The organism is Marinobacter bryozoorum, assembly GCF_023156245.1.
In the GTDB taxonomy this organism is placed as follows: domain Bacteria; phylum Pseudomonadota; class Gammaproteobacteria; order Pseudomonadales; family Oleiphilaceae; genus Marinobacter; species Marinobacter bryozoorum.
Map to the genome: position 1 here is coordinate 34351 of NZ_JAKZAH010000022.1, position 17867 is coordinate 52217.

The following is a 17867-nucleotide window of genomic DNA, read 5'->3' on the forward strand; positions in this document are numbered from 1 at the left end:
AATCATCCGGGTTGCCTCCATCCAATCCGGCGCTATATCGTATCCGTACCGATAACAACAACCCGAAATAACATTCACCCTCAGAGCACAAGAATAAAGGAGAAAGCCATGCACGGCTTGATGATGAATCGCCCCCTGCTCATTTCCCAGATCCTGGAGTTCGCTGCCGGTAACTACCCGGACCAGGAGATTGTTTCCCGTACCACGGAGGGAGGCATCCATCGCTATACCTATCCGGAGATGGCGCAGCGCACCCGCCAGCTGGCCAATGCGCTCAAAAAACTGGGCGCCAGCGAGGAAGACCGGATTGGCACCATCGCCTGGAACACCTACCGGCACCTGGAAGTGTATTACGCCAGCTCCGGCATGGGCGCCATCTGTCACACCATGAACCCGCGACTGCCGGCCGACCAGCTGATCTACATCGTCAACCACGCGAAGGACAAGTTCATCTTCGTGGACCTGACTTTCCTGCCGCTGCTGGAGAAGCTCTACGAGCACTTCCCCGATGTGGAAGGCTTTGTGGTGATGACCGATGAAGCCAACATGCCGGAAACCAGCCTGCCGCGGGTCTATTGCTACGAGACCCTGATCAAGGGCGAGTCCGACCAGTTCGAGTGGCCGGAGTTTGACGAGAACACCGCCTCGTCCCTGTGCTACACCTCCGGCACCACAGGCAACCCGAAAGGCGTGCTTTACAGCCATCGCTCGAACGTGCTCCACGCCCTCTTTGTACTGAGCATTTCCGGTGTGCCCATCGACGAGAACTCCACCATCCTGCCGGTGGTACCCATGTTCCACGTCAACGCCTGGGGCACGCCCTACTTTGGCCTGATCGCCGGTGTGAAGCTGGTGTTCCCGGGACCCGCGCTGGACGGTGAGAACCTGTCCAACCTGATCGAGGACGAGAAGGTCACTGATGCCTGGGGCGTACCCACCGTATGGCTGGGGCTGCTGGCCCACAAGCGCCAGAAGGGCGAGACCTTCAGTACCCTCAAACGCACCCTGATCGGTGGTTCGGCGCTGCCCAAGGCCATGATTCAGGAGTTCAAGGAGAAACATAACGTCGAGGCCATCCAGGGCTGGGGCATGACCGAGATGAGTCCGCTGGGCACTGTGGCCACACCGCGGCCGAGCCAGCGTGGTGGTGACTGGGAGAAGGAGCTGAAACTCCGTGGCACCCAGGGCCGCCTGATGTTCGGTGTGGAAATGAAGATTGTTGACGCCGAAGGCAACGACCTGCCCCATGACGGTGAGTCCCAAGGCGAGCTGTTGGTTCGCGGCAACGCGGTCATCAATGGCTACTACGAAAACGAGGACGCCACGAAGAATGCCATCGACAAGGATGGCTGGTTCCATACCGGGGACGTGTCGGTTATCTCGCCGGATGGTTTCATGGAAATCGTGGACCGGGTGAAGGACGTGATCAAGTCCGGTGGTGAGTGGATCAGCTCCATCGACCTGGAAAACGAAGCCATCGCCCATCCCAAGCTGGCGGAAGCGGCTGTGATCGGTATCCGCCACGAGAAGTGGCAGGAACGCCCGCTGCTGGTGGCAGTGAAAGAACCCGACGTGGAAGTCACCAGGGAAGAAGTACTCCAGTTCCTGGAGGAACGGGTGGCCAAGTGGTGGTTGCCGGATGACGTGGTGTTCGTGGACGAACTGCCCCACGGTGCCACCGGCAAGCTGCAGAAGGCCAAGCTGCGGGAGAACTTCAAGGACTACAAGTTGCCCACCGAGTAAGCCGGATTGGCGGGACCTGAGGCCTCGCCAGAGCCTGCAACACAAAAAGAGCCGCCGGGTGGCCCCCGGCGGCTCTTTTTTTTTGGCTGTGGAAGCCGGCTTACTTCAGTTCAAAGCCCCGCTTGACCAGGAATTCCCGCATGTGGGGACGCAACTTGGCGTTGAACAGCGGGCTCAGCTGTTCGGACCAGTTGGTGTCCTTGGTGCCCCCTGCACGCTGACCGTAATAGGCACGCATGACGTCGTCGAACTGATCGACCGAGGTGGTGTCTTCACGGTATTCGTCTTCCATCAGGATGCTTTCCACGGATAGCCGGGGTTTGACGTCCGGATCCTGGTCCGGGTAGCCCAGACACAGCCCGAACACCGGGTAGACCTGGTCGGGCAGGTTCAGCAGGTCGCTGACTTCCGCCGGGTTATTGCGAATGCCGCCGATATAGCAGATGCCGAGGCCCTCGGACTCCGCCGCAACCACGACATTCTGGGCCACCAGGGCAGTGTCAACGCTGGCCACCAGGAACTGCTCGGTCATGCCACGAATGACGTCAGCACCGGCTCGTTCGGCGGCGTCCGTGGGGCGCTTCATATCAGCGCAGAAGACCAGGAAGTGGGAGCAGGTTTCCACGTACTTCTGGCCGCCGGCCAGTTCGGCAATCTTCGCCCGCTTCTCCGGACTGGTCACATGGATGATAGAATAGGCCTGTACGTGATTGGACGTGGCCGCGCTCTGACCAGCCCGGATCAGTTCCAGGAACGTTTCCTGCGGAATCTTCTGCTCGGTGAACTTGCGGATCGAGCGGTGTGACTTGAGTAGATCAATAGTCGCGTTCATGGCGTCTCTCTGGTTTCAGTTCGTGAGTGTACGGGTGTACGTCCTGTCACCGAAAACAGAGCATTCTACACAATTTTCCGATCAGGATTCCGGGAAAGCCGTCCAGCCTGCCAGCCAACTGCCCGGGTTTTTAGGATTGATGGCGCCAGAGAAGGTGGCGGACTCGTCAAAGAATTCGCTCTTGGGCGGTGTCGTGGCGGGCATGTCCCGGCTGGGAATACGGGGGCGGAAGTCCGGCGCGGTCAGGTGGCGTGCTGCCGGGTGCAGCACACTGCTGATGCTCAGGTAGTTACGGTTCTCCGGGCTTCTTAGCCAGGCTTCTTCGTCAAAGCCATAATCATCGTCGCCTGCGCCCTGTTCCTGTTGGCCGCTGCCCATAGTGCCGGTGGCGGCAATGATGTTATGGCTAAAGGTCAGCTCGCCGCCGGCTGCAAGGGCGCGGACTTCATCCCGGGTATCCATGGCTTCCATGGCGTAGCTGTCGATGATCATGTTGTGGAAGTGACCGCCGGTGCCTTCCCTCAGCACCATGCCGCGGTGGGCTTTCGCTCCATGGCCGGTGCCGGCAAGGGTGACGTTGTAGAACACCGGTTCCGATCGGGGTGTGGCCTCGTGCTGGTTGCCATTATTGTCGCCTTCGAAGGCGTTGTCGCCTACATCGGCGTGCTGCTGGATAATCGCGAACTGCACTCGTCCCCGCCAGCCCCAGTCCCAGTCGATGCTGTCGTCTGCAGCGCCGGACACCAGGATGTGCTTCAGGTCCACGGTGCCGCCAAACATTTCGATGCCATCGTCCAGGGCCCGGTGAACCTGCACATGGCGCACGATGGTATTGCTGCCGCAGCCACCCAGGGTCAGGCCGTTGAGCTCATTGTTCTGATAGACCTCAAAGCCGGCAAACTCGATGCGAGTGTATTCCACCACCCCGCAACTGTCATTGGCGTCCGGCCCGCCGAAACTGCCTCGCTGATCGGTGGCGGGCACACCCTCGATCTGGGCGGAGGGTTGGTTGACAGGGGCATTGCCCAGCAGGACCACACCGCCCCAGTCACCGCGGTTACGTTCACCCTCTTCCCGGGCACTGGTGAATACCACCGGCTGGTCTGGCCGGCCCCGGGAAAACAGCTGACTGCCCCGGGTTACGATCAGCGCGGAGCCGTTTTCACCCAGGATGGTGGCGCCGGCTTCGATGGTCAGGGTGGTGTTATCGACGAACACTATGTCGTCGAGTACGTAGGTCTTGCCGCCTTCCCAGGTGGTGGGCGTGGTGATGTCGTCGCTGATCCGGATGGTTTGCGGTTCCAGGGCCGTAAACCCGACCGTCAGTGCCGCGCCTGCTGCCACCAGGGGCGCCAGCCACACCAGGTGGCGGCGCTTGCGTGGGGTTGCCCTGACCGCCTCCGGTTCCGCCGCCGGTATGTGCTGCGTGTCAGTAGTGGCCATCAAGGGTGTCCCGGAGTCCTGGCCGCGGATGGCCCCGACCAGTTTACGGACTTTCTCGGAGCCGGAGGCCTCCGCCCGGCGCAGTACGTCGGCGCGATAGTTGGGTTCCCGCAACAAGTTGTTGAGGTGAACAAACTGAATGTCGGCGCACTCGCCCCGGTCCACCAGGCGTTTGAGTTGCCAGAGTTGTTCAACGAGCAGGGAGGCGTTGGCGGACATTACTGCATCTCCGAAGAAATAAATGTGGCGGTATTTATAACTTCAGGCGATTACAGGTTGATGACAGGTCCAAGCGAGAGCTGTCCTTAATTATTCGTTTTCAGAATGACTTGCGAAGGTTAACCAGCACCGGAGTGCCATCCGCCGGATCCTGCAGGATGTCGCAGTGCACTCCGTACAGCCGATGGATCAGGTCCGGGTCGAGGATGTCAGAGGGTGCACCCCGGGCCAGGATTTCACCGTCGGCCATGGCGACCAGGTGATCGGCATAGCGGCACGCGCTCACCAGGTCGTGCACTACCATCGCCACGGTTTTGCCCTGGCCGGCGAGCTGGCGGATCAGTTCGAACACTTCGATCTGGTGGCCCAGGTCCAGGGCGGAGGTGGGTTCGTCCAGAAGCAGCAGGGGAGTCTGCTGGGCAATGCTCATGGCAATCCAGGCCCGCTGCCGCTGGCCGCCGGAGAGCGTATCCAGCGGCCGGTCGGCCAGCTCTGCAAGGTCTGCGGCCGCCAGCGCCTGTTCCAGGATGGCCTGGTCCTGTTCTGTCCAGCGCCGGAGGAAGCCCTGGTGGGGCTGGCGGCCAAAGCGGATCAGGTCAGTGACGGTGAGCCCCTCCGGGGCGGTATTGTCCTGGGGCAGCAGTGCCAGCTGGCGCGCCACCTCCCGGCTGGGCAGGGTGTGGATATCCCTGCCATTCAGCAGTACCGCACCCCCGGCGGGAACGTGCACCCGGGCGAGGCCGTTGAGCAGGGTGGACTTGCCGCAACCGTTAGGTCCAACGATGGCAGTGACCTTTCCCTGTGGCAGTTCCAGGTTCAGGGTTTTGATGACCGGGTACCGCCCATGGGCCAGGGAGAGCGCCTGTGCTGCCAGGCCCGGCTGGTCAGGCACGTTGTCAGGTGTACGGGCAGATGAATGGCTCATGTCAAACTCCGTGACGACGGTTTTACAAGTATCCAGATCAGGTAGGGCGCACCCACGATGGCGGTGATCAGACCGACCGGCAGTTCCAGGGGCGCCAGCAGTAACCGGCCGACCAGGTCAGCGGTGACCATGAAGCCGGCACCGGCCAGGGCCGAGGCGGTTAGCGGCACCCTGCCGGAGCGGCACAGGGCCCGAGCCAGTTCCGGTGCCAGCAGGGCTACCATGCCCACCGGGCCGGCGACGGCCACAGCCAGGCCGGTGAGCAGCACCGCACACGCCAGGCTCAGGGCCCGGACACGCTTCAGCCGCGTGCCCAGGTTAATGGCTACCGGGTCGGAGAACTGTAGGGTATTCAGGGACCGGCCCAGTAACAGGGCTGCCATCCAGCCCGCTACCAGGCCAGCAGCGAGCACCGACACCGCTGTCGCCGAACGGGCATTCAGGCTGCCCACGGTCCATGGAAAGGCGGCGTTGGCCGCATCAATGGCCACTCGGCTGAGCATTACCTGGGTAACAGCACCCGCAATGGCGCCGATACCAAGGCCGGCGATGATAAACCGGTAACCCCGGGTACCGTTGGCCCCCGCCAGGCCAAAGGCCAGTGCGGTAGCGGTTGCTGCCCCGCCAAGGGCCATGGCGGAGGGGGCAAGGCTGATACCGGTGCCCACCACGGAAGCCACGGCAAAGGCCGTGGCGGCGTTATCAATGCCGATTATGCCAGGGGTGGCCAGGCGGTTGCGGGCCACAGTCTGCATCAGGCAGCCGGCCAGGGCAAAGGCGGCGCCGGTCAGGGCTCCGGCAAGCACCCGTGGCAGGCGCAGCTCCTGGACCACGAACCGATGCATGGCGTTACCCTGTCCGGTCAATGCATCCCACAGGCCGTCCAGCGGCACACTGACCGTTCCCAGTGCCAGGGACATGGCCATGGCCAGGGAAAGAGCGGCGACCAGGGCCAGGGTGGCGGCAATATTCCGGTGCTGTATCAGAAGTTCTGTCATGTCAGGCTCACAGGGCGGGCATGCGCCTGGAACGCACGATGATCAGCAGTACCGGGGCGCCGAGCATGGCGGTAATGACGCCGAGGGGGAGCTCCGCCGGCGCACCGATGACCCGGGCCAGGGTATCGGCCACCAGGATCATGCCCGGACCAATGGGCAGGCACAGCCACAGGGTTTTACGAATATCCGGCCCGGCCAAGGCGCGGGCAATGAACGGTACCACCAGCCCAGCAAAGACCAGTGGTCCCGCCAGGGCAGTGGCCCCTCCCACCAGTAATGCCACTGCAACGACGACCAGGGCGCGGATCCGCCCGGGTCGGTGCCCCAGCCCCATGGCGGCACGCTCGCCCAGCGACAGGGCCGCCAGCGGCGATGCCACGATCACGACGAGAACGCCCGCTACCGCCATGGATGGCAGAACGGCAACCAGGTCGGCTAACGAGGTGCCGGCGATACTGCCGGTAATCCAGAAGCGGACTTCGTCGGCGGCCCGCTGGTCGGCCAGCATCATCACCGAGGTCAGTGATAACAGCAGGCCCGTTACCGTGGCCCCGGCCAGTACCAGCCGGACCGGGTCCGCCGCCAGCCCGCGGGACCGGGTTGCCAGCATGACCAGGGCACAGCCGGCCAGGGCCCCGGCCTGGGCTACGAGCGTGGTCATGGTGGCCGAACTGGCACCCAGCAGAATGGCGAGGGTGACAGCGAAGGCGCTGCCGCCACTCACCCCAAGCAACCCAGGTTCGGCCAGCGGGTTGCGGGTCAGGGCCTGCAGCAGGGCACCGGCGATGGCCAGGGCAAGGCCAGTGGCCATGGCCGTGGCCAACCGGGGCAGGCGAAGTTCCATCACCACGAAGCGGGCTTCTTCGCTTCCCTGGCCAGTCATCACCTGCAAGGCCTCTACGGCTCCCACCGGACCGGCGCCCCACAGCAAGCTGGCCAGTGCTGCGGCAAGAACGAAAAAAACCGCCACAGGCAGTGGCGGCACAAGGGCACGGGATGCAGGCGTGCGCTGACAGGCGTAATCGGTCATCAGGGTTGCTGCGACAGGGCGTTCTCGATGTCATCAAGAATGGCCAGGGCTGCCAGCGGGCCGGACGCACTGGTCCACAGGTGGCCGTCCACCGGCACCACCCGGTCATTGCTGTGGGCCTTCAGGCGTTTGAAGGCGGGTGACTGTCGGGCGGCGTCCAGGGCTTCGCGACCGTCGTCATTAATGGTGGCCAGGAAGATCCACTCCTGGTCCATGAGCGTGAGATTTTCCTGGCTCAGGGGCTGGCTGTGGGGGCGACCTTCCTTGACGATACCGCCATCCTCGACCTCAAACCCTGCCGAGGCCAGCACGGTCGCAGAGAAGAGGCCTTCTGACATCACCAGCGGACCCTGGGGCATCCAGCGGACCAGGGAAGTATCGCGCTGCTGCTGCGGTATGCTGCCGGTCACCTGTTCGCGAACTTCTTCCGCACGGTGCCCAACCCGGGCAATGACGTCGTTAGCCTGGCCCTCCCGGCCAAGGGCCCGGGCGAAGCCGGCCAATTCCTGTTTCCAGGTGTCCTGCCGGAACAGGGGCACATCCAGCACGATGGTGGGTGCCATCTGCGACAGCAGTTCATACTGGTCCCTGCTGGTTTGTCGGGTGGCCAGGATCAGGTCCGGTTGCAAGGCCAGGACCGCCTCCAGGTTGGTCTCCCCAGGCGCACCCACAATTGCGATATCGCCGGCCGCTTCCCGGATATAGCTGGCCACATGCTGGCCGCCCCGGGTAATGATGGCACCCACGGGCTGCACGCCAACGGCAATGGCCGAGTCCAGCGCGCCTTCGTAGAGGGTCACCACGCGCTCCGGCTGGCCTTCCACAGTGACGTCACCGTAGAGGGTTTCGATGGTGCGGGTCTCGGCCAGGGCGTTCTGGCTGATCGCCAGCATGGCCAGGCCAGCGACCAGCCCCTGACGGACACAATGAATAAAGGATGTCTGCATGGTTTCTCCGTAGTGGCCACGGCGGGTGGCCTGCGATGCGATTAAAAGTATATAGCAAGCAACTCTTTTAATGATAATGATTCACATTAAATATTAAAAGATGCTAGATTGGCACGACCTGTTGCAAAAAGTGGAACGATTGCGAAATGTACGACCTCAGGGAACTGGAGGCCTTCGCCTCTGTTGTGCGCACCGGCAGCCTGACCGCTAGTTGTCGGGAGCTTGACCTGCCCAAGTCGACGCTCAGTCGCCGCATCCGCCAGCTTGAGGAAGCGGTCGGTCAGCCGCTGCTGCTTCGTCAGTCCCGGCGAATCTACCCCAATGATGCCGGCCGTCTTTTCTATCGGTACAGCCACGAAATCCTGGCCCTGCTCTCCCAGGGCCATGAGGCTCTTGATGAGCTGAGGGAAGGAGTGACCGGTGTGTTGGAGCTGAGCTGCCACGAAGCCTTCGTGCGGGGATGGTTTGCCGGGATCGTAGACACGTTCATGGCAGAACATGAGGGCCTGGAGGTTAGTATACGGACCCAGCAGCAACCACCGGACGCCATCACGGACGCCGTGTGTGTGTGGCTCGGCAGGATGCCGGAAGGTAACTTTCGCTGTGAGGTGCTCGGCCAATTGACCCAGGGGGTCTATGGGAGTCCGGCGTACTTCACCAGCCAAGGGCGCCCGGAGTCGCCTTCTGAGCTGGACCAGCACACCTGGATCGATATGCTTGGCAGTGACGACAAAGGCGTTGAGCTGAACCATCCGGTCAGTGGACCCTGGCCAATACGTCCCCGGACAGGGCGGTTCAGCGTGGACCAGTATTGCGTGCAGGGCGATGCTATTGCGGCGGGCAGAGGCGTCGGGCTGATGCCCCATTGGCTTGCGGATCGTCGGCTGGACGCGCACCCGGGTCAGTTCGAACTGTGCATGCCAGAATGGCTTGGGCCGGTGCTGCCGGTATCATTGCTTTACCCCCATGGCGTCCTGCCCCGCCGTAGCCGGATGTTTATGCAGCACCTGAGGGCCTCGGTTCCGTCGGCATGGCGCCTGGCCAACGGAACCTCCCCTATCGTTCCGGAATCCGGAACATATCATTCCGCGCAATAAAGATTGGCTTTGTGTTAATGTTCGCCGCAAATGATACTGATTCGCATTAATGGCGAGTCCACTTTTCCTGCGATCATTCACAAAGGAGATATCCATGCGTCGTCCCGTAACCCTTCTGGCGTCCTCTGTTGCCCTGGCAACCTGGGGTTCCCCCCTGCTGGCCCAGTCATCACCCATGGAGCTGGGGGAAATCGTCGTTACCGCGTCCGGTTTCGAGCAGAACATTTCCGACGCGCCGGCCAGTATCTCGGTGATTCCCGGTGAAGAGCTGCGCAAGCGGTCCTACTCGGATATCACCGATGCAGTAAAGAACATTCCAGGTGTTTTCGTGAACGGTGGCGGCAATGCGCAGGATATAACCATCCGGGGTATGACCGAGGGCTACACACTTTATCTGGTGGACGGTCGCCCGGTTTCCGCAGGGCGCAACATCAATACCAATGGCCAGGACGGTGGTAAACAGATCGCCTTGCCCCCTGTATCGGCCATTGAGCGAATTGAGGTGATTCGTGGGCCCATGTCGTCCCTGTATGGTTCAGAAGCCATGGGCGGCGTAATCAACATTATCACCAGGAAGGCGACGGAGGAATGGAATGGTTCCGTGACCACGGAATATACGAAGTCCCTGAATGACATCACGGAAGATGCCCAGCAAGTCAGCCTCTATGGCAGCGGCGGTTTGATTCCGGGATTGCTTGGCCTGCAGGTGAATGGCTCCTGGCAGGGCACCGATGAAAGTCATTACATCGGTGGTGACGACAATGCAGAAAGTACGCCAGACAGTGACCGGCGCCAGGGAGGCGCTACCCTGATTTTTACGCCAGACGACAACAATGAGGTCGAGCTGGGATATAGCCGGGCAGAACTGGAGTTTACCCATAACCCGGGCGTGAGTATTGCCGAGACCGACAGCCGAGGTAACCCGGCCGAGCCGAGCACCTATGAGTACCAGAAAGACGTCTACGTGCTGGGTCACCGCGGAACCTACGGTAACCTGACCCTCGACAGTTACCTGCAGAGGGATGAGTCAGAACGGGTGCAGGATCTCGAGAAAAAGGAAGAAATCACCACACTCAACAGCCAGGGTACCTGGCTGATGGGCCGCCACATCGTCACCTTTGGCGGCCAGTACAAATACGAAGACCTGACCGATGAAACCAACGGTCTGATGGGAACGGGTATTCCAACCGCCACCCGCAGCGTTGACCGCTGGATTGCTGCGCTGTTCGCCGAGGTGGAGTGGAGTGTACTGGATGACCTTAGCATTACCACCGGCGTTCGCTATAACGACGACGAACTGTTTGGCGGGCACTGGACGCCCCGGGTCTATGCGAACTATCAGCTGACACCGGAGTGGACCTTCAAGGGTGGTGTTTCAACAGGCTACAAGCAGCCCAGCCTGCCGGAGGCAACGGAAGGCTTTGGGCGGGGCACCGGGGGCGGTGGCTCACCCGCGCCACACCCCCGTGCACTGATTATAGGCAACGAGGACCTGGAACCGGAAACCAGCGTCAGCTATGAAGCCGGCTTTGTATTCAACAGCCTGGCGACTGACCTTGATGCCAGCGCCATGGTGTTCTACACCGAGTTCGACGACAAGATTGCCGAGGACCGTTTCTGTAACCCGGGTGGCGATCGTAACGACCCCTCCACCTGGCAGTGCCCCTATCAGGGCAACAACTATCTTTTCCTGAGTACCCGGGACAACATCGACAAAGCTTCCATGCAGGGGGTCGAACTGTCCCTTGACTACGGCATTACGCCAACCCTGACGTTCAGTTCCAGCTATACCTACACAGACTCAGAACAGAAGTCGGGTGAGTTTGAGGGTGAGCCCCTTAACAAGATTCCCGAGCATATGGCGAGCGCCGGACTGGACTGGCAGACGACTGAGCGCCTGAACCTCTGGCTGGACGGGAACTACCGGGGCGAAACTTCCGATTACCTGAGCCGGACCAGTATGGCCGACGGCACGCCCGACTATACCTTCGTCGATGTGGGCATGGTCTATGCCCTTAACGACAGCGCCCGGGTGAAGGCTGGCCTGTACAACGTGGCGGATAAGGAAGTGACCAATGACACCTATGGCGTCGTACTCGACGGGCGGCGTATTAATGTCGGCCTGACCGTCGACTTCTGACTCTAAAGTATGAACTGGAGAACATGGATATGACAATCAAATCGTTTGTTGCGGCTGCCCTTGGCACTGCTATTCTCACGGGCTGCGCCTCCTTGAGCCAGGAACCCGCCGGGCCCGACGTGATCAGCCTTGACCACGGTGCCACCGATACCCTGGTGGCCCTGGGGCTTGAAGAAAAAATCGTGGCGATTCCGAAGACCGGGTTGCCCGAGTACCTGGGCGGCCTCTCGGCCGGACGCCCCGATGCCGGCAACCTCAAAACGCCCGACCTCGATGTCGTGCGTGAGGTGGCGCCCGACCTGGTGCTGGTCACCGGCCGCCAGGCGGAGAGCCTGGAGGAATTGCAGGCCATCACCCAGGTACGGGATGTCTCACTGCTGGGGGATGACTACCGCGAAGCGGTGCAGATCCGGGTGCTTGGGCTGGCGACTCTCTATGGCCAACTGGACGAAGCGGGTGAGGAACTGGATCGGTTGTGGCGGTTCGTGGAAGAACAGCGGGACGGGCTGGCCGGTAGTGGCCCTGTGGCTGTTGTGACCCACAACCAGGGCAAGTTTTCCCTGCGGGACGAGCCGGTGCTCTCCCAGTTGCTGAATCTGGAATCACCCCGGGTTCCCGAAGGCGTGGAAACTGTGACCCGGGGTACGCGGGTATTCACACCGGTCACGCCGGCAAACCTTGCCGCCATGGCGCCGTCCCACCTGTTTGTGGTCGACCGCAGTGCGGCTATTGGGGACGAGCCGCTGGACGTCGCCCAGTTGCGGCGTGACCTGGCTGCCGCCGGTGGTACCGAAATCGACGTGACCGTGCTGGCACCGGAACTTTGGTATCTCTCCGGTGGCGGGCTGCAGAGTGTACGACTGCAGGTCGAGGAAGTCGCCGACGCGCTCCGATGACCGCTGCGGCTGGCCGGGAAATAGCGCCCGGTCAGCCAGTTTGGGTTGCCGGTTCTCTCTGTGGTCCAGGCACTACATGGCCCTGGCAAAAAGCCGGAACGGCATGGCCTTTATCAGGTAGCTCAACGGTGTCCATGGCCACCCGGGCACGTAGGCCCGGCGCTTCTCGCTGTCGATGGCCTTGACCAGTGCCCGGACTCCGGTCTCCAGGTCCACCCGGAAGGGGGCGTTCTTCACATCCCGGTTGATATCCGTGAGGATGTATCCGGGAAGTATGCTGGTGACGTTGATGGGCGTGCCCAGGGTGTCCAGTTGCAGTCCCTCTGCCAGGGACGCCACGGCAGCCTTGGTCGCCGCATAGACGTTGAACGGTCCACGGAAACCCCGCACGCCACTGACCGACGACATCAGCACCAGGTGTCCGCTGTTCTGTTCACGGAAGATTGCCATGGCCGCCTCGCACTGGGCAATGGCGGCAACGAAGTTGGTCTCCGCCGCCTGCCGGTTGGAGGCAAAGTCACCATGGCCGATGGTGGATTTGCTGCCCATGCCGGCGTTCACGATCACCCGGTCCAGGGTGCCCAGCTCCCTCCGGAATTCCCTGAAAACCTCGAATACCCGGTCATAATCACAGACATCCAGTGAGCGCACCGTTACCCGGATGCCGGGGTGCTTTTCCAGCAACTCCGCCTGTAGCTGTCCCAGTCTTTCCGCCCGCCGGGCACACAGGGCCAGGTTACAGCCCTGTGCCGCCCAGGCCCGGGCCATGCCTTCCCCAAGGCCGGTGCTGGCGCCGGTAATCAGAATGTTCTTGCGCATCGAAATTTCCTTAATGGTGAACCTGTCACTTGAATGACATGTAGCTTGCGTACTCTTGCTGCTCGGCGTCAATGTTGGAGCGCCGGAACGGGATTATGGCCAGTGGAGGGTGCGTCGTTTTTCTCCAAACCGGTTATTCAAGAGACAAGTGCCATGGCCCCTATCCAGCCGCCACCCCCGAACCATGTTCGCTACGCTACCATTCTTCTGGGTGTGCTGATTGTCGGATTCATCTGGTCGTCATTCCTCTATCAGCTGCTCAGTTTGCGGCAGGACCCTGCCTACCTTGAACTGACCAGTCGTGATATGCCGGGAATCGTTGCGCCGCTGCAGGCCTTGCAGTTCCGTCAGCTGATTCTCAACCTGCTTATGACTCTGCTGGTGACCGCCATCACCTTCTGGCTGAAGCGATCCCTGGGCAGTCAGCAGGCGGCGTTCCAGGCCCTGCAGGCCTCCCAGAGAGCCAATGCCGAGCTGATTGAGCGGCTGGAAACCGAGCATGCCCGCAGCAGCCGCGCTGCCTCCATCGATCACCTCAGTGGTCTGCTGAATCGTCGCCAGTTTATCGACCTGGCCAATGGCCTGTTGGCGGAACAGCGGCGTCAGCGCCGGCTGAGTGCAATGATCTTTATTGACCTGGACCGCTTCAAGGCCGTCAACGACTCACTGGGCCACCAGGTGGGTGACCAGTTGCTGCAGGCCGTCGCCGGCAGGATACAGAGATCTCTCAGCGAAGAAGACCTGGCCGCCCGGTTTGGCGGCGACGAGTTCGTGGTCATGCTGGCAGGTGAGCAAAGTGAGGACTCCATTGAGCAATGGGTCGTTGGCCTCAGGCAGAAGTTATCCTCCACCTATGAACTGGATGGTGTGGAGATCAACAACAGCCCCAGTATCGGTATTGCGCTCTGCCCGAGGGATGGCCAGTCCCTTGAAGAGCTGATCCAGGGCGCCGATGCTGCCATGTACTCGGCAAAGCAGGCCGGGCGGGGGCAGTACCGTTTCTTTGACCAGTCCCTGAACCCTAAAGACGTAGAGAGCTTTCTTCTGGAGCAGTCCTTCGCTGAAGGGCTGGGCAACCGGGAGTTTGTTCTTCACTACCAGCCGCAAGTGGACCTGGAAACCATGCGGGTAACCAGCGTGGAAGCCCTGGTCCGCTGGCAGCACCCGGAGTTTGGCCTGCTCTATCCGGATCGGTTTATCAGCCTGGCGGAAAAGAGCGGGTTTGTGCTGCCGCTGGGGCTGGAGGTCATTCGCCTTGCCTGCGAACAGGTGGCCGAGTGGCGGGATGCCGGCCTGGATCCGGTGCCGGTGGCTGTGAACGTATCACCCCACCAACTGGCACGCAGTGAGTTCCTGGGGCAGGTACTGGCGATCCTGGAGTCTTGCCAGGTTTCACCGGCAATGCTGGAAATCGAAATCACCGAAACGGCCATGCTGGACAAGCAGGCCGTCATCCAGCTGCATGAACTCCGGAAAGCCGGCATCCGGCTCGCGCTTGATGATTTCGGTACCGGGTACGCCGGATTTGCTCACCTGGAAGCCGTACCGGTGGATAAGCTGAAGATTGACCGCAGCCTGATCTCCACCATCTGCAACAGCCATGACGACAGTCCCATTGTGTCGTCCACCATTATCCTGGCCAAGCGCATGGCGCTTAAAGTGGTGGCAGAGGGAGTGGAAACTCGTGAGCAGGTGGTACACCTCAAGGTGGCTGGTTGCGACGTAGTGCAGGGCTACCACCTTGGCCGGCCAATGCCGGCGGCGGACCTTCCCGGTTTCCTGGAGCAGTTTCACCGGCTGGAGTCTGTTGCCTGATCGTGGCTGACTGTCGGTCTTCGGAGGAGGTGAGCCGGGCTTTTTGACAGGGGGGTGCAATCAACGCATGGTTAGCAGATTCCCAAACCGGTCAGGAGTCAGGTCATGCCCCAGGAACGCATTCCCTTCAACGAACTGGTGTCCTTGCTGGCCGAGGTCTTTCGCAAACATGGCACCTCGCAGACCGTGGCCGATGTGCTTGCCCGAAATTGCGCCAGCGCCCAGCGGGACGGCTCTGATAGCCATGGTGTGTTCCGGATACCGGGTTATCTGTCGACGCTGGCCAGTGGCTGGGTGGATGGCCGTGCCGAGCCGGTTGTCGAGGACTGCGCGCCGGGGTTTGTCGCCGTGGACGCTGGCAATGGCTTTGCCCAGCCCGCCCTTGAGGCGGGGCGTCAGCTTTTGCTGGATAAGGTGAGTAACAATGGCATCGCGCTGATGGCGATCCGTAACTCCCACCATTTTGCGGCGCTCTGGCCCGACGTGGAACCCTTCGCCCGACAGGGCCTGGTGGCGCTGACTCTGGTCAACAGCATGGCCTGTGTGGTGCCTGCCGGTGGCCGTAAGCCGCTGTTCGGCACCAACCCCATCAGCTTCGCCGCCCCCCGCACCGGCCATGATCCGCTGGTGTTCGACCTGGCCACCAGTGCCATTGCCCATGGTGATGTGCAGATTGCAGCCAGGGAGGGCAAGACCCTGCCTGAGGGCTACGGGGTGGATGCGGAGGGTAAGCCGACCTGTGACCCGGAAAAGATACTAAATGGTGGAGCCTTGCTGCCGTTTGGCGGTTACAAGGGCTCGGCCCTGTCCATGATGGTGGAGCTGATGGCAGCCGCGCTCACCGGGGGCAACTTTTCCTTTGAGTTCGACTGGTCCGGCCACCCGGGCGCCAAAACTCCCTGGACCGGGGAGCTGTTGATTGTTATTGATCCGGCCCGTGGTGCCGGCAGCAATTTCGCCGACCGGACCGAGACGCTGGTGCAGGCCATGGTGGATGCCGGCCAGACGCGCCAGCCCGGTGAACGGCGTTACCGGCAGCGGGCCGAGTCACAACGCCTGGGTGTCGCCATCGACGCTGCCGACCTGGCGTACCTGAGAGGATTGCTCGACTGAGGAAGCCCCTCAGTCATTGTCAGCGGACGCCCGGGCCGCCTTACGCTGCTCTACGAAGTGGTGGATCTCGCCAATAATGCCCCGGCGGAACACCAGCACCACCACTACAAAAATGGTGCCCAGGATCACCTGGACCCAGGAGCCGAAGGAGCCCAGCTCATGGGTGAGGGTAGCGACGGTGATGGCGCCGAGCACCGGCCCGAACACGGTCCCCATGCCGCCCACCAGGGTCATCAGGACCACCTCGCCGGACGTTTGCCAGTGGGCTGACGTTAATGAGGCAAACTGGAACACCAGTGCCTTGGTGGAACCTGCCAGTCCAGCCATGGTCGCCGACAGCACGAACGCCAGCAGCTTGAAGCGGTCCACGTCGTAGCCCAGTGAGAGGGCCCGGGACTCGTTCTCGCGGATTGCCTGTAACACCTCACCAAAGGGCGAGTGAATCGCCCGGTAGATGATGCCGAATCCGATTAGGAAGATGGCGAAAACCAGGTAATACATGGTCACTTCGTTTCGCAGGTCGATCAGCCCGAACAGCTCGCCCCGTGGGATACCCTGCAGCCCGTTCTCACCCCCCGTGAAGGGCAACTGCAGGCACAGGAAGTAGATAATCTGGGCCAGGGCCAGGGTGACCATGGCGAAATAGATACCCTGCCGGCGGATGGCGAGGAAGCCGAACACCGTACCGATCAGAAAGGCAAAGCCGGTGCCGGTAAGGATGCCGAGCAGGGGCGGGAACCCCCAGACCTTCAGAGCATGGCCGGCGATGTAGGCCGCGCCACCGAAGAACGCAGCATGGCCGAAAGATAGTAACCCGGCATAGCCCAGCAGCAGGTTGAAGGCGCAGGCGAACAGGGCGAAGCACAGCAGGTCCATGACGAACACCGGGTAGGCCAGGAAGGGCGCAACCAGGCCCGCGACCAGCATGATGGCAAACAGGACTTTATTCATCATGGGGTTACTTCTCCTTGCCAAACAGACCGGCCGGGCGGAACAGCAGCACCAGCACCATCAGGAAGAAAATCACGGTATTGGCCGCCGGCGGGTAGAACACCTTGGTCAGGCCCTCCACCAGCCCGAGGGCCAGGCCGGAGAGAATGGCCCCCATAATCGAGCCCATTCCGCCGATCACCACCACCGCGAACACCACGATGATCAGGTCAGCCCCCATCAACGGGCTGACCGAGTAGATGGGTGCCGCCAGTACCCCGGCCAACCCTGCCAGGGCAGCGCCGAAGCCGAAGGTGAGGGTAACCATCAGCGGCACATTGAGGCCGAAGGCCTGGGTCAGCTGGGGGTTTTCCACGCCGGCACGCAGGCGTGATCCGAGACGGGTGTGTTCAATCACGTACCAGGTGGCAAAGCACACCACCAGGGAAAAGACGATGGCGAACATGCGATAGGTGGGGAAGAACATGAACCCCAGGTTGAGCACGCCGCCCAGTACTTCCGGCTGGCCCGGGTAGGGGGTGCCGGAAACATTGAAGTAGTTGGCGAACAGACCTTGCAGAATCAGGGTAATACCAAAGGTCAGCAGCAGACCGTAGATATGGTCAAGGTCAGCCAGTCGCTTGAGCATGGTGCGCTCAATGACGATGCCCAGCAGGCCGACCACCAGGGGCGCCACGATCAGCGACCCCCAGAAGCCGATCTGCAGGCTGATACCGAACCATTGTTCCAGGTAGGAATAACCGATCAGTGCGATGAACGCCCCCAGCATGTACATGGCGCCGTGGGCGAAGTTGATGATATTCAGTAGCCCGAATATCACCGCCAGGCCAAGACTCAGCATGGCGTAGAACACACCTACGTTCAGCCCAAGCAGTGCCTGGGCCAGGATGACCTGCATC

14 protein-coding genes and 1 pseudogene are annotated in these 17867 nt (G+C 61.6%); 6 read left to right on the top strand and 9 right to left on the bottom strand.

Translation table 11 applies throughout. The features are described from left to right. Positions 1-108: 108 nt before the first annotated feature. Positions 109-1743, top strand: a complete 1635-nt coding sequence (locus MLC59_RS12710; RefSeq protein WP_248234678.1) for a long-chain-fatty-acid--CoA ligase — start codon at positions 109-111, stop codon at positions 1741-1743. Between the two features lie 100 nt (positions 1744-1843). On the opposite strand, the gene nfsA is transcribed toward MLC59_RS12710, so the two are convergent. The 6 genes from nfsA to MLC59_RS12740 form a co-directional block, all read right to left on the bottom strand. Then, complete coding sequence (gene nfsA, locus MLC59_RS12715; protein ID WP_248234679.1) at positions 1844-2575, bottom strand: oxygen-insensitive NADPH nitroreductase; 732 nt, start codon at positions 2573-2575, stop codon at positions 1844-1846. 81 nt (positions 2576-2656) lie between these two features. After that, positions 2657-4237 carry a hypothetical protein gene (locus MLC59_RS12720; RefSeq protein WP_248234680.1) on the bottom strand — a complete coding sequence of 527 codons (1581 nt, stop codon included), beginning with the start codon at positions 4235-4237 and terminating at the stop codon, positions 2657-2659. 100 nt (positions 4238-4337) lie between these two features. Further along, on the bottom strand, positions 4338-5162 hold the full coding sequence (locus MLC59_RS12725) for an ABC transporter ATP-binding protein (RefSeq protein ID WP_248234681.1): 825 nt from the start codon (positions 5160-5162) through the stop codon (positions 4338-4340). Continuing rightward, positions 5159-6160, bottom strand: a complete 1002-nt coding sequence (locus MLC59_RS12730; RefSeq protein WP_248234682.1) for a FecCD family ABC transporter permease — start codon at positions 6158-6160, stop codon at positions 5159-5161. Before MLC59_RS12730 ends, MLC59_RS12725 begins: the two co-directional genes overlap by 4 nt. 7 nt (positions 6161-6167) lie before the next feature. Further along, positions 6168-7190 (bottom strand): FecCD family ABC transporter permease, encoded by a 1023-nt coding sequence (locus MLC59_RS12735; RefSeq protein ID WP_248234683.1) that lies wholly within the window; start codon positions 7188-7190, stop codon positions 6168-6170. Continuing rightward, positions 7190-8137 carry an ABC transporter substrate-binding protein gene (locus tag MLC59_RS12740; RefSeq protein WP_248234684.1) on the bottom strand — a complete coding sequence of 316 codons (948 nt, stop codon included), beginning with the start codon at positions 8135-8137 and terminating at the stop codon, positions 7190-7192. The genes MLC59_RS12735 and MLC59_RS12740 overlap by 1 nt, the downstream gene beginning before the upstream one ends. Positions 8138-8283: 146 nt before the next feature. Between MLC59_RS12740 and MLC59_RS12745 the strand changes: the two genes are divergently transcribed. The 3 genes from MLC59_RS12745 (at position 8284) to MLC59_RS12755 (ending at position 12270) form a co-directional block, all read left to right on the top strand. After that, positions 8284-9234: a LysR family transcriptional regulator gene (locus MLC59_RS12745; RefSeq protein ID WP_248234685.1), complete on the top strand. Its 951-nt coding sequence runs from the start codon at positions 8284-8286 to the stop codon at positions 9232-9234. Between the two features lie 94 nt (positions 9235-9328). After that, complete coding sequence (locus MLC59_RS12750) at positions 9329-11374, top strand: TonB-dependent receptor domain-containing protein (RefSeq protein WP_248234686.1); 2046 nt, start codon at positions 9329-9331, stop codon at positions 11372-11374. Between the two features lie 29 nt (positions 11375-11403). Beyond that, positions 11404-12270, top strand: a complete 867-nt coding sequence (locus MLC59_RS12755; RefSeq protein WP_248234687.1) for an ABC transporter substrate-binding protein — start codon at positions 11404-11406, stop codon at positions 12268-12270. 72 nt (positions 12271-12342) lie between these two features. Here MLC59_RS12755 and MLC59_RS12760 read toward each other — a convergent pair whose 3' ends face one another. Continuing rightward, positions 12343-13089: an SDR family oxidoreductase gene (locus MLC59_RS12760; protein WP_248234688.1), complete on the bottom strand. Its 747-nt coding sequence runs from the start codon at positions 13087-13089 to the stop codon at positions 12343-12345. 291 nt (positions 13090-13380) lie between these two features. Here MLC59_RS12760 and MLC59_RS12765 point away from each other — a divergent pair. Together MLC59_RS12765 and MLC59_RS12770 are read left to right on the top strand one after the other, a co-directional pair. Then, a pseudogene (locus tag MLC59_RS12765) lies at positions 13381-14904 on the top strand (putative bifunctional diguanylate cyclase/phosphodiesterase); the annotation flags it as partial. 105 nt (positions 14905-15009) lie between these two features. Continuing rightward, a complete protein-coding gene (locus MLC59_RS12770) occupies positions 15010-16017 on the top strand; it encodes an Ldh family oxidoreductase (RefSeq protein WP_248234689.1) in 1008 nt (335 codons plus the stop codon). 9 nt (positions 16018-16026) lie between these two features. On the opposite strand, the gene MLC59_RS12775 is transcribed toward MLC59_RS12770, so the two are convergent. Both MLC59_RS12775 and MLC59_RS12780 read right to left on the bottom strand, forming a co-directional pair. Next, positions 16027-16971, bottom strand: coding sequence for a branched-chain amino acid ABC transporter permease (locus tag MLC59_RS12775; protein ID WP_248234690.1), 945 nt, complete (start codon positions 16969-16971; stop codon positions 16027-16029). A gap of 4 nt (positions 16972-16975) precedes the next feature. Continuing rightward, a complete protein-coding gene (locus MLC59_RS12780) occupies positions 16976-17866 on the bottom strand; it encodes a branched-chain amino acid ABC transporter permease (RefSeq protein WP_248234705.1) in 891 nt (296 codons plus the stop codon). Position 17867 lies beyond the last annotated feature (1 nt).

Coding starts and splice junctions, on each gene's coding strand:
- MLC59_RS12710 (WP_248234678.1), top strand. CDS start 109: ATGCACGGCTTGATGATGAATCGCCCCCTGCTCATTTCCCAGATCCTG.
- nfsA (WP_248234679.1), bottom strand. CDS start 2,575: ATGAACGCGACTATTGATCTACTCAAGTCACACCGCTCGATCCGCAAG.
- MLC59_RS12720 (WP_248234680.1), bottom strand. CDS start 4,237: ATGTCCGCCAACGCCTCCCTGCTCGTTGAACAACTCTGGCAACTCAAA.
- MLC59_RS12725 (WP_248234681.1), bottom strand. CDS start 5,162: ATGAGCCATTCATCTGCCCGTACACCTGACAACGTGCCTGACCAGCCG.
- MLC59_RS12730 (WP_248234682.1), bottom strand. CDS start 6,160: ATGACAGAACTTCTGATACAGCACCGGAATATTGCCGCCACCCTGGCC.
- MLC59_RS12735 (WP_248234683.1), bottom strand. CDS start 7,190: ATGACCGATTACGCCTGTCAGCGCACGCCTGCATCCCGTGCCCTTGTG.
- MLC59_RS12740 (WP_248234684.1), bottom strand. CDS start 8,137: ATGCAGACATCCTTTATTCATTGTGTCCGTCAGGGGCTGGTCGCTGGC.
- MLC59_RS12745 (WP_248234685.1), top strand. CDS start 8,284: ATGTACGACCTCAGGGAACTGGAGGCCTTCGCCTCTGTTGTGCGCACC.
- MLC59_RS12750 (WP_248234686.1), top strand. CDS start 9,329: ATGCGTCGTCCCGTAACCCTTCTGGCGTCCTCTGTTGCCCTGGCAACC.
- MLC59_RS12755 (WP_248234687.1), top strand. CDS start 11,404: ATGACAATCAAATCGTTTGTTGCGGCTGCCCTTGGCACTGCTATTCTC.
- MLC59_RS12760 (WP_248234688.1), bottom strand. CDS start 13,089: ATGCGCAAGAACATTCTGATTACCGGCGCCAGCACCGGCCTTGGGGAA.
- MLC59_RS12770 (WP_248234689.1), top strand. CDS start 15,010: ATGCCCCAGGAACGCATTCCCTTCAACGAACTGGTGTCCTTGCTGGCC.
- MLC59_RS12775 (WP_248234690.1), bottom strand. CDS start 16,971: ATGATGAATAAAGTCCTGTTTGCCATCATGCTGGTCGCGGGCCTGGTT.
- MLC59_RS12780 (WP_248234705.1), bottom strand. CDS start 17,866: ATGCAGGTCATCCTGGCCCAGGCACTGCTTGGGCTGAACGTAGGTGTG.